General features: G+C 58.6%; 10 protein-coding genes. 9 read left to right on the forward strand and 1 reads right to left on the reverse strand.

Annotation, left to right across the window (positions count from 1 at the left end):
* The 4 genes from NKI19_RS32085 to NKI19_RS32100 form a co-directional block, all read left to right on the forward strand.
* Positions 1–241, forward strand: a 241-nt coding sequence (locus tag NKI19_RS32085) for a hypothetical protein (RefSeq protein ID WP_352951280.1), incomplete at its 5' end; no start/stop codon positions are given.
* 561 nt (positions 242–802) lie between these two features.
* A complete protein-coding gene (locus tag NKI19_RS32090; protein ID WP_352567635.1) occupies positions 803–2572 on the forward strand; it encodes a CocE/NonD family hydrolase in 1770 nt (589 codons plus the stop codon).
* A gap of 205 nt (positions 2573–2777) precedes the next feature.
* Positions 2778–3068, forward strand: coding sequence for an ATP-binding cassette domain-containing protein (locus NKI19_RS32095; protein ID WP_352567636.1), 291 nt, complete (start codon positions 2778–2780; stop codon positions 3066–3068).
* A 190-nt stretch (positions 3069–3258) separates the two neighbouring features.
* On the forward strand, positions 3259–3744 hold the full coding sequence (locus NKI19_RS32100) for a CoA-transferase (protein ID WP_352567637.1): 486 nt from the start codon (positions 3259–3261) through the stop codon (positions 3742–3744).
* 155 nt (positions 3745–3899) lie between these two features.
* Here NKI19_RS32100 and NKI19_RS32105 read toward each other — a convergent pair whose 3' ends face one another.
* A complete protein-coding gene (locus tag NKI19_RS32105; protein ID WP_352567638.1) occupies positions 3900–4862 on the reverse strand; it encodes a LysR family transcriptional regulator in 963 nt (320 codons plus the stop codon).
* A gap of 1018 nt (positions 4863–5880) precedes the next feature.
* Between NKI19_RS32105 and NKI19_RS32110 the strand changes: the two genes are divergently transcribed.
* The 5 genes from NKI19_RS32110 to NKI19_RS32130 all read left to right on the forward strand — a co-directional run bounded on the left by NKI19_RS32110 (position 5881) and on the right by NKI19_RS32130 (position 11277).
* The gene (locus NKI19_RS32110; RefSeq protein WP_352567639.1) at positions 5881–6654 is read left to right on the forward strand and encodes an enoyl-CoA hydratase/isomerase family protein; all 774 of its coding nucleotides are present in this window, start codon (positions 5881–5883) and stop codon (positions 6652–6654) included.
* 2 nt (positions 6655–6656) lie between these two features.
* A complete protein-coding gene (locus NKI19_RS32115; protein ID WP_352567640.1) occupies positions 6657–8777 on the forward strand; it encodes an acetate--CoA ligase family protein in 2121 nt (706 codons plus the stop codon).
* A gap of 73 nt (positions 8778–8850) precedes the next feature.
* Entirely contained in the window at positions 8851–9711 is an 861-nt protein-coding gene (locus tag NKI19_RS32120; protein ID WP_352567641.1) for a hydroxymethylglutaryl-CoA lyase, read from the forward strand.
* The gene (locus tag NKI19_RS32125) at positions 9708–10493 is read left to right on the forward strand and encodes a crotonase/enoyl-CoA hydratase family protein (protein WP_352567642.1); all 786 of its coding nucleotides are present in this window, start codon (positions 9708–9710) and stop codon (positions 10491–10493) included. The genes NKI19_RS32120 and NKI19_RS32125 overlap by 4 nt, the downstream gene beginning before the upstream one ends.
* Before the next feature lie 406 nt (positions 10494–10899).
* Positions 10900–11277, forward strand: coding sequence for a hypothetical protein (locus tag NKI19_RS32130; protein WP_352567643.1), 378 nt, complete (start codon positions 10900–10902; stop codon positions 11275–11277).
* Positions 11278–11375 lie beyond the last annotated feature (98 nt).

Genomic DNA, 11375 nt, shown 5'->3' on the forward strand with positions numbered 1-11375 from the left:
CGTGCTCACGCAGAACCGCGATGATCTGCTCTTCCGTAAACCGCTTTCTCTTCATCAGTCCGTCCTTCAATCGAGGCCGGACTCTAATCTCAGATGGAGGAAATTACCCGTGGCAGGTCACAGCCGCGCGGATCATCTGCAACAGCGTGTCGCCGCTCGCCGGAATGGCGAGCCTATCCGACAGAAGGCGATTGCCAGCCGGCTTTCGCCGAGCCGAACGGTGCGTCGAGCCTTCGGTTGACTGTATCGGGAAGCCACTCAGTGAAGATCCGGCGCAGCACTGTGAATCGGTGCATCGAAACCCAACCCACCCCTGCCACGGCAGATCGCTCAACCGGCGCATGTAATGACTGTGGACCTGGCGGGTTCGGCGGCCGCAACATGGACAGCACAAGTCTATCGACTTCACCGGGCCACAAGCGACACCACCCTCTCGGCCTGCGGCAGAATTTGGACAATCCAAGCTGGGGTGAAATCAGCGATGGAAGTCATGGAGCACGGGCAAATCACGGCGTCGACTCCGATTCCGACTCTATGAACTTATTGTACCGTTCCGCGAATCCCGCAACCTGCACCAACCATGCGGAAGAACCCAATCCATATCGGCGCCCCGCGCGATGAACGTCCGAAGATGCCTAAAGGTCATACTGTTGCTGATTCGCGATTAATCCATGCCCAAAAAATGTTGGACGCAATGCTGTGCTAGGCGCCAATCATCCTGATCGCTAGAACGAGCCTACCTGCGGATCGGACGCGATAATTTCGATGCATTCGGGAACGATGTCGCGATAGGGGGACCTGCATGAGCATCGCGTCTCAGGAAACGTCACATTCGATCTTTGGCTATGACTTCGAGGGTGCTGCCGCCAAGCCTTATAGGGTCGGCCCGCTGGAATCCACTTACGTGACGACGCGCGACGGCGTAAGGATTGCCTTGGATGTCGCCCGTCCAATGGGTGACGGTGGTAACGTTAAGCGCGACACCATTCTGGTGATGACGCGCTACTGGCGTGGGGTCAAAGAGGGTCCGCCCCATGAGTTTGCAAGCGGGCTTGTGCCGCATGGCTATGCCGTGGTCGTTGGAGATGTTCGCGGAACCGGAGCCTCTTTCGGCGTGTGGCCTTATCACCGTTCACGCGCCGAAACGCTGGATTTCAGCGAAGTGCTCGACTGGATCGTCGCCCAGCCCTGGTCCACAGGTCGTGTGGTGGGGTACGGCCTGTCCTATACCGCCAACACGGCGGACTGGATGGCGGAGCGAAATCATCCGGCCCTGAAGGGCATCATACCGCGGTTTGCAGACTATGATTCTTATGAGGATTGCTTTTTTCCCGGCGGATTACCCAACCTCTTCGTCGTGCAAACCTGGTCCGACCGCGTCAAAGAGCTCGACCGCAATGTGAAAATTCTCGCCAACGGCCAGCGCTCGCCGGGCGTTCGTCCCACAGGACTCGACGGCGAGGCAGACCTTGCTGCGGCCCTACGCGATCACGAGCGCGCGGCGCCCATATCGGAGGGATTCCAGCAGGTGAAGTTTAAGGATGATCGACCGAGCACCTGGGGAGACTCAATGCTCGACTGGAGTACCCAGGAGGTAGCGGACCGGATCTCTCGCTCAGGCACCCCAACCCAGAACTTGGCGGGCTGGTTTGACGGTGGAACTGCGCAAGGTGCTATTCGTCGCTTCCTCGGCCAGTCAAATCCCATGAACGTGATCATTGGTCCGTGGAACCATGGTGGCGACTATGCCTATGATCCCCTCCGTGCTCCCGGCGAGACGATCCCTCCAACCATCGCGACGCAGCACGCAAATGACATCCGCTTCGCGGACTTGTGCTTCAACGGCCAGGCTGCCCACGAGCATGGGAAGATCCTTCACTACTATACGCTCGGCGAAGGTGCGTGGAAATCGACCCGGTCCTGGCCGCCCCCGGCCATGCATCAACGGTGGCACATGGCAAGTGGCTCCCGGTTGAGCTCATCGCCCGGAGAGGCGGGCTTCGACTCGCTTCAGGTCGACCCTACAGCGGGTGACGTTGAAACGAGCCGATGGGCAACCCAGATTGATTACAGACAGGTGGACTACGGAGACAGGCGGCGGTTTGACGCCGCTGGCCTTGCTTACACGGGCGACCCTTTGACGCATGACCTAGAGATTACCGGACATCCCTTCGTCCATTTGAACGTTACCTCCACCCGTGACGACGGTGCCTTTTTGGTGTATCTTGAAGCCGTACGGTCGGACGGAGTGTCCCTTTACCTGACGGAAGGGCAGCTTCGTGCACTTCACCGGAAGGTTTGGGCCGACTCACCATTCAGCGCTCTAGGACCGCAGCACAGCTACCTGAGACGCGACGCCGAACCGCTTATCCCGGGCGAGGCGGCGATCCTGACCTTCACGTTGCATCCAATTTCCGCCCGTGTTCCCGCCGGCTACCGGCTGAGGGTGTGTCTCGCCGGTAGCGACAAAACCACTTTTGCAAATGTTCCTGTCGATGGCGAGCCGCCGATCCTTCAATTTCATCGAGGCCCCACCGGTTGTTACATCGACCTGCCGATTATCGAGCCTTGAGCAGAAGCCATTGGACTAACCCGCTCCCCGTTCGCGGAGCCGCAAGGGAGGTGTTGGCCGACGGCGCGATCGTTATGGCGTCGTTCGTCCGCGCTTCAGCATGGAGTGCCTGCTTGCAGCCCATTCCATCCGACAAAGGAGTTTGTCATGACCCAACTTCGCCAGTGTATGAGCGAAGACATGGAGGTGCGCAACCTCGCGCTCAATGCTGCGCGAGCAGTTGCAAGTTGAGCTGAAACAATTGCAACGCAAACTCGGAATTGTCACAATCCTGGTCACCCACGATCAGGAGGAAGCGCTTTCCCTCTCGGATCGCGTGCTAGTCCTGGCCGACGGCGCGGTTCAGCAGATCGCCGAGCCATTGGAAGCCTATACCAGACCTGACAACCGGTTTGTTGCAGGCTTTCTCGGCACTACCAATTGCCTTGACGGCGGAGTGATCCGGCATGGTGCCGGGAACGTCCGGTTCGCTGGTTGCCATCAGCATACGGCCTGAACACGTGCGCGGCTCGGGCCGAATTCGGAGCGGGGTGTCCCGAGACCGTCATCGAATCCGTCTATCTCGGCCAGACCGTTCGTTATCATGCCGAGACAGTGCGCGGCACACCATTGATCGCCGCTTGCATGCAAACGGGCGGCCATATCCGACTGGGGCATCCGTTCGCCTCGATTGGGATGCCGAAGCCGTGTGGCTCATTCCTGAGGGCGTCGCGGCCCGTTTTCAGGTCGATGCCGATCTCATCAATGCGGGCAAGCAGACGGTGACGGCACTACCGCATTCGGCCTTCTTCGACTTGGCGCAGAGCTTTGCAATGATCCGCGGCGGCAAGATAGCGATGGCTATCCTCGGCGCGATGGAAGTTTCGGAGAGCGTTGACCTCGCCAACTGGATGATCCCCGGCAAGCTCGTCAAGGACATGGGCGGGGCGATGGACCTGGTCGCTGGGGTCAAGCGTGTGGTCGTGGTCATGGATCACACCAGCAAGGCCGGGGAGTCGAAGGTCCTAAAGGCCTGCACCCTGCCGCTGACCGGTCAGCGCGTGGTCGATCGGATCATCACCAACCTTGGCGTGCTCGACGTCGTCGAAGGCGGTTTAAAGCTCGTTGAACTTGCCGACGACATCACGGACAGCGAGCTGCGCAGCGCAACCGAAGTAACGACCGTTAACTGATCTACCACGGCCTTTAGTGAAGGCTAGACGTCGCCGAGCCCTATCGACTTCGGAGGTGCTACCCTCAGCACTCTATCCATATCCATATGACAGCGATCAAGGCCTGTCCGGACTCTTCCGAAATCTGCAATAGTAGGTTGCTTTTCGCTCCCTTCCTATTTCTTTTTCGGGGGATTAGGTTGCGACTTGTTTAACCATCTGGCTCCGGTCGGAATTCTGAATCCCTGCTTTGCCCCCTGCCGCAGCATTTCCATGAGAATTCCGGCAGCCGGAGGCATAGGTGTCTGTGGATCGTGGATAAGATAGATCTCGCGTTCGACTACCGGACCCACCAACTCTTTTTGGGCAAATTCACAAAACTGCATCATGGGCAGGACAAGGCTGGGCACTGCGGATACGCCTAGATCGGCGGATACGAGGCCCGCAACCGCGCCGACGTCACGAACCTGTGTGACGGTCCCGAGTTGAATTTCGGCAATTTGCAAAGCACGATCCACACAACTGCGAATGCTACTCAAAGGATCGAATGCGACGAAGTCTTCCCCAGCCAAGTCGGTCCAAGACACTGTTTCCATGTTCGCAAATCTGTGAGTTTTCGAGCAGATGCAAATCAGTCTATCCGCCGCGATCCGTTCGCATACTAGCCGCCCTTTCGCCTTTGGAAAGGAAGTGATGCCAAAATCGACTTCTCCGTTGGACACACAATGAACAACCTCCCCCGCAAAACCATCCTTTACCGAGATTCTAATGTTGGGCCTGGCTTTCCGGAATTCGGAAATGATCGTTGGCAGTATAGTGGACGCGACCGACGAAAGTGCCGCTAGGCTCACGACCCCATTCAGTCCGCTATGGTAAAGCTGGAAACGCGACAGTGCGCTGTCGAATTCCTCAAGAACACGGCGCGCGTTCATCAGGAACTGTTCGCCAGATGCTGTGACAACGACCCGCCTTGTGGTGCGCTCGAATAGGCGAGTGTCGAGTTCCTCCTCAATCTCCACAATTGTTCGGCTTAGAGCCGACTGCGAGATGTTCAGAAACTGCGCTGCAGCGGTATACCCACCCCGCTCCGCGATTGAGACGAACGCACGCAAATGCCTGAGAGTGATATTATTACTCATTCGCGAACGATCTATACGCAAAACATGTTCAACGCGCAATAGTTGGAGGCAAGATTGATGGCCAGGCATTGGGTCAAGAAGTGCGGACGGCGGGTTGCGCAGACCCCGCTGTCGGGCCGGTCGGTGCGTCGCTGGGTCATAAAGACGCCGGCACCTGGGACCTTTCAATCGGCCCGACACGTTGCCGCATGGCCGGGCTCGAAGGACCATTCGCCTGCTGCCAAATTAGCTTGGCCTATCAAGGCGCGCCAAGGGCTCGGGTTTGATGTGTGCCTGGATAGAACGTACTCGGGACGAGGATCGGCTGTCGAAGGCGCTAACTTGATCCCTCTAACCTTGACGACGACGCCGCGTTGAGCGCGTAGCGATAGAGACCAGCGACATCGATGGCGTTGGCGCGGAAGGCGCCGGGACGGCCGCATTACCGCGACATCAAGGCGCCTACGGTCGTCATCTCAGGCGATCGCGACAAGGTAGTCTATGCGGCGTGGTGAGCGGAAGATCGAAAGGGCGTTGCGGCAGATCGCGGAAGGCCTTGCCACATTCGCTAAATTAATTTGTAACGATGTGGGGCTCCAGGTCAGGGCTCGATAATCGGCAGGCCGATGTAACAACCGACGGGGCCTCGCTGAAATTGGAGTATGGGCGGCTCGCCGTCGATGGGAACATTTGCAATGGTGGTTTTGTCGCGGCATTTTCGTTCATGCCCGTTTGGGGAAGCCTCGAGGCCCCAACTGCTTTGCCGCCGATCGCCAAGCTCGTGACCGACATTTCAATATTGTTTTTTGTCGGCGTCACGTTGGATTTGCCTGCGACCCGGCGTCGATCATCAATTCCAAGCTGGACACGACGGTCATGCAAACCAGAGCGGTGGCCTTGCCCCACCATCCGCTCCAGCAGCGGATGTCAGAGTGCCTACCGATTATTGCGCTCATGCGATCAATCTATGTCCACAAAATGTTGGACGCGCAATATTTTTTGGGGAGACTGACGAGGATCAGTCACAAAGAGAATACGCATGAACGAAGTTGTTACGAAGCAGGAAAATCAAGCGTTTCACATCATCTTCAACCGGCCGGAGAGGCTGAATGCCGTCAATGAAGACCTTTATCAACAAACTTTGGATGCGCTGAAGTTTGCAGATGAAAACCCAAATATACGGTGTGTGATCCTTTCCGGAGACGGCCGGGCATTCTGTGCGGGCGCCGATCTAAAGGCCCACAAATCTGGCGGCCGGACGCGCGATGATCGCGAGTCCTATATCATGCTCGGGCAGCGTGTTTGCGAACAGATTCAGACGATGAAAACGCCCGTTATCGCCCAGGTGCATGGCTATGCCGTCGGGGGCGGAGCGGAAATCGCGACCTCTGCTGATTTTCTGATCATATCCGAGGATGCCCAGCTCGGCTTTCCGGAAGTTGCCATTGGCACCTATGTAGGGGGAGGTGTAACGGTCCGCCTCCCTCGCCTTATTGGACTAAGAAATGCGGCAAGTCTTTTGCTGCTGGGCAACAGGATAACCGGCGCGAAATGCTTCGAGATTGGCCTGGCGACTGAGGCTCCACCAGCGGATCGTCTGGTGGAGCGCACCACCGCGCTAGTGGAGCGACTCGTTAAGAACGCTCCGTTGCCGATGGGCCGCCTTAAGGCGGCGATCAATTTTCCGAAAAGCCCCGAAAGCTTATTCCGTGCCGAGGCCGAAGACGTGCTGGCCATCATGGAAACGAAGGATTGGGCTGAGGGAGTCGCAGCTTTTGCCGAACGCCGCTCCCCCAAGTTTGAAGGAAAATAGGAATGGACGCTCTCAATAAGCCAACAGCGGTAAGCCGCATTCTCGAGCCGCATTCCGTCGCGATCATTGGCGCATCTGCAAGTCCCTCCAAGCGCGGATATCAGATCATCAACGCGCTGCAAAAGGCTGGCTACTGTTATCCGATCCTACCGGTCAACCCGAAGGGAGGGACGATCCTCGGTTTGCCCGTCATCAGCGAAATAGACGCCCTTCCGGATGGCGTGGACATAGCGGTGATTGTCCGGCCGGCTGAGGAAGTGCCCGATCTTCTTCTTCAGTGCGGCAAAAAGGGCATCGCGGGTGCCATTGTTGTCGCACACGGCTTTGGCGAGCGGGGAGACCAAGCCGCAAGCACAGAAAAGAGATTGCGAGACGCCCTAGCAGAAAGCGGGGTCCGCATTATCGGGCCGAACACGTCCGGCATGGTGAACTGTACCATACAGGCGGACCTAATCGGCCTGCCGGAACTGCCCCCAAAGGGACCCGTCAGCGTCTTAACGCAAAGCGGTAACATGATTTTGACGGTACTCGAAGACAGCCGTGCGATAAACGGTCCCGGCTTCGATGTCATTGCTGGTCTAGGGAACCAGGCTGATGTTGGATATGACGAACTGATCGAAGAGCTTTGTCTACGCAAGAGCACTCGTTCAATTGCGATCTACAATGAAGGTTTCATTGATGGGCGGCGTTTTCTGAATTCGGCCGCACGCGTCGCGCAGAGTTGCCCGATTGTAATGCTCCGAGGAGTGCGATCCCACGAAGGTGGAAAGGCGGCGCTTTCTCATACTGGTTCGATTGCTGGTGCCGACGATATCGCTTTGAGGGTGTTGCCGCAGATGGGCGTTACGCTGGTGGATCGTTCGGACGAATTGCTTCCGATATCTGCGCTTCTGGCAACTACTCCTCTTCCCAGACCAGGGGCTGGGATTGTGGTTCTGGCTGACGGAGGTGGACATGCCACACTGGCAGTTGATGCTTTATCCCGCGCGGGCGTGCCCCTTGCGTCTCTTTCAAAGGAAACCAAGGCCAAGTTGAGAAAGGTGCTCGGAGAAGAGGCCAGTGTCGAAAATCCGATCGACGTTTACAGTGCCATAGATGCCCATCCGGATGTCTTTCCTGAATGCATTGAGATCTTGGCGGCAGATCCAGAGGTTGGGCTCATCCTGACATCCGGGATGTTTGGAGCGTATCACTTAAGATTCGAAGCTTCTCTCGTGACTGCTGAGAATTCGGCCGCCGAGCGTATCGTTGCATTGCAAAAAGCCTCCGGCCTTCCTCTCGTTTTCCATAGTTGCTACGCCAGCCGAATGCCTGAGAACCACCAGATCTTGCGACATGGTGGCATGCAAGTTTTTGCCTCGTTGGATTTGGCTGTCGCAGGCTCAACAGCGCTTTTTGAGAGGGCGAGTTGGCTTTCAAAGCATGGCAACCACAACGCAACGTTGGCAACCGAGGTGCTGCGGGTGGTCGTGCCCAACGGCTTGTCGGCCGAGACGACGGCTCGCGAGATATTGCAGAAATTGGGTGTAAGCGCTGGTCAATGGTCGGCTGCTGTCGATGCCGAATCCGTAGAGGCGGCAGTTTCCGAGTTCGCAACCTCTTGTGCGGTGAAGGTTGATTCGGCGGCGGTCAGCCATAAGTCCGACGTGGGCGGGGTGCGTCTCGGAGTGACGAGAGAGGGCGCGCAGGCTGCAGCCGCCGATATCACAAAGGCCGTGAAATCACACGCCGGTCCAGGAACAACCTTCGGTTTCATCGTCACGCCGATGGTGGATCGCGGCACGGAACTATTTGTGGGTGCTACCAATGATCCTGTTTTCGGTCCGGTGATCTTGTTCGGCTCAGGGGGCGTGTTGGTCGAAGCGGCCGAAGACGTTACTTTCCGCGGGGCACCGGTCTCTCCCGAGGAAGCCTTGAACATGATTGAGGAAACCCGAGTTGCGAAGATCCTCGACGGTTTCAGGCACTTTCCGAGAGTCGACAAGCTATCTCTCGCCAACTTCATCTCGTCCTTGTCTATGGCGGTCTTGAGAATGGAAAATCTTGCGGAAATCGACATCAACCCGATTATCGCTAACGAAAGCGGTATCTATCCGGTCGATGTGAGGTTGGTCGGAAAATAATAGCCGCCATGCATGCAGGCGATCCTTTGGTTGCCGATGATCAAATCGATATTTTTAGCCAAAGGCCTAGCCGATGGGCGAATTCGTTCGCATTTTCGAGATGGCGGCACGCGACGGGCTCCAAAACGAGGGGCGCCTCGTGCCGGCGGCTGAAAAGATTCGACTTATTGACATGCTGTCGGACTGCGGCTTTCAGAATATCGAGGCAACCTCCTTCGTGTCGCCGAGGTGGGTGCCGCAGATGGCTGACGCTGCGGGGGTTATGGCCGGTATTCGCCGTGCGCCCGACGTTGTCTACGCGGTGCTGGTCCCCAACTTGAAGGGCTACGAGGCGGCTCGGGCGGCCAATGCTGACGAGATCGCCGTGTTCGCGTCGGCCTCCGAAACCTTCAGCCGTAAGAACATCAACTGCTCGGTTGCCGAGAGCCTCGAGCGGTTCCGCCCCGTGCTCGCTGCCGCTTCCGCCGACGGCACTCCGGTGCGGGGCTATGTCTCCTGCGTAACCGACTGTCCCTATGAAGGCCGAGTACCTCCCGCAGTTGTCGCACAGCTTGCGGCAACGCTCCTAGAGATGGGCTGCTATGAGATTTCGCTGGGCGACACGATCGGCCAAGGGACGCCCGCAACCATCTCGGCCATGCTCGATGCCGTGTTGGAGGAGGTGCCGGCCGGGAGGCTTGCCGGACATTACCACGACACGGGGGGGCGGGCCCTCGATAACATCCTTGCAAGCTTGGAGAAGGGCTTGCGCACCTTCGACGCAGCGGTCGGTGGCCTTGGCGGCTGCCCTTTCGCCCCCGGTGCGAAAGGCAATGTGGACACTCTGGCCGTCGCCGCAATGTTAGCCGACAAGAGCTATGAGACGGGTCTCCATATCGAGCGACTAGGGGCGGCGGCCCGCTTCGCGGACAGCCTGAGAGAGGAGCGGCCATGAACTTCGAGACCATCCGTGTCACGACTGACGAGATCGGGGTGGCTACGCTGACCCTTGCCCGCCCTGACAAGCACAATGCCATGTCGGGACAGATGATCGCCGAAATTGCGGCCGCCGCCGAGCTCCTCGCCAATGACGACAAGGTGCGCGCGGTGGTGCTGACGGGCGAGGGTGACAGCTTCTGTGCCGGAGCTGATCTCACTTGGATGCGGGTGCAGGCTTCGGCCGCGCGTGACGAGCGAATCGCCGATGCCAGGAAGCTGGCCCTAGCTCTGCGCGCGCTCAACGAACTACCTAAGCCACTGATCGGCCGCATTAACGGCCAAGCATTCGGCGGCGGTCTCGGCTTGATGAGCGTCTGCGACGTCGCGATCGCAGTCGACACCGGGAAGTTCGGCTTCACCGAGGTCAGACTAGGCCTCATCCCTGCGACGATCTCCCCCTATGTGCTGGCTCGGATGGGTGAGGGCCGGGCGCGGCGGGTCTTCATGTCAGCCAGGATATTCGATGCCATTGAAGCCTGCGAACTCGGACTGGTTTCCCGAGCCGTGACCCCGGCCGACTTGGAGGAGGCGGTCGAGGCCGAGATCCGGCCCTATCGGTCGGCCTCACCGCAGGCCGTCGCCGCCGCCAAGGCGCTTACGCGCCGCCTTGGGTCGACAATCGATGACGCGGTCATCGGCGAAACGATCGTTTCGCTGGCGGATGCGTGGGAAATGACCGACGCCGCCGAAGGAATCGCGGCTTTCTTCGATCGCCGCAGGCCGCGCTGGCAGGCGTGAGGCTGTGGTCACGCACTTTTGCGGCAGGCGCAAAAGAGCGCTCAGCGGTCGTGCTCAGCATGGAGACCTGCACGCTCGGGCGGTCTCGATGCCGAAGCCTACATGGCCAATGTCAACGACTGGCCAACCTCGCGCTGGGACGAGCTAACGCCTTGGAACTCGGTCTGCCGCGAAGAGATGCCGCTCCCATTGACGGCATAGGCGCGATCGATACATGGCCGTGTCGGACGAGGCGCTGGGTAGCTAAGATCGCCCCCGCCCGTGGGGTGCGGACCATGTCGGTGCTGGATGGCTTCGCAACGGCGGCGTCACCGGGCCGCTGTTCGCGGACCAGCAAGACTGGAATGTGCCCGCTCATGGGGTTGCGGCGCGACGACTTGGCCAAAGGTCTGCAACCGATCACGACGTGTTTGCCAACATCGCCAGGATCCACAACCGGATCAACGCGACGCTCTTCGACAGACAGGGGGATTATACGCCCCGATTCGCCACCCAGCCCAGCGGCGGCATCAATCCCGGCCATGTGCGAGGGGTTATACGCCGCCATGAATCTCAACATCAAAAGCTGGAACGGCTACTCGACATCAACAACCCCAACCACGGCCTGCTGCTGCCGATCCTGATCTACTGCGTCGACAAAAAGGGAGGCCCGTCCTCGGCAAGCCTAGGCAAGGGCCCGAGACCGTGCGCTTCATCGAGCATGAGGCATACAAAGACATCCCTCGTCATCCCCGCCCTCCGCGAACTCCATAACGAACTGGCGGCCCTTGACGTATATTCGTAAGCGCCTCGCCGATCACCTATGGGTTTGGGCTTGATGTTTTCCGGAATCGCCAGGGCATGAGTTCCTCGATCTGGCTCTGTGGATGGCCGTTGATGATG

The organism is Mesorhizobium sp. M0751 (assembly GCF_040320265.1).
Taxonomy (GTDB): domain Bacteria; phylum Pseudomonadota; class Alphaproteobacteria; order Rhizobiales; family Rhizobiaceae; genus Mesorhizobium.

Bases quoted from the DNA above. Each gene is read 5' to 3' on its own strand.
- NKI19_RS32120 (WP_352567641.1), top strand. From the start codon at position 8,851: ATGGGCGAATTCGTTCGCATTTTCGAGATGGCGGCACGCGACGGGCTC.
- NKI19_RS32125 (WP_352567642.1), top strand. From the start codon at position 9,708: ATGAACTTCGAGACCATCCGTGTCACGACTGACGAGATCGGGGTGGCT.
- NKI19_RS32115 (WP_352567640.1), top strand. From the start codon at position 6,657: ATGGACGCTCTCAATAAGCCAACAGCGGTAAGCCGCATTCTCGAGCCG.
- NKI19_RS32090 (WP_352567635.1), top strand. From the start codon at position 803: ATGAGCATCGCGTCTCAGGAAACGTCACATTCGATCTTTGGCTATGAC.
- NKI19_RS32110 (WP_352567639.1), top strand. From the start codon at position 5,881: ATGAACGAAGTTGTTACGAAGCAGGAAAATCAAGCGTTTCACATCATC.
- NKI19_RS32095 (WP_352567636.1), top strand. From the start codon at position 2,778: ATGCTGCGCGAGCAGTTGCAAGTTGAGCTGAAACAATTGCAACGCAAA.
- NKI19_RS32105 (WP_352567638.1), bottom strand. From the start codon at position 4,862: ATGAGTAATAATATCACTCTCAGGCATTTGCGTGCGTTCGTCTCAATC.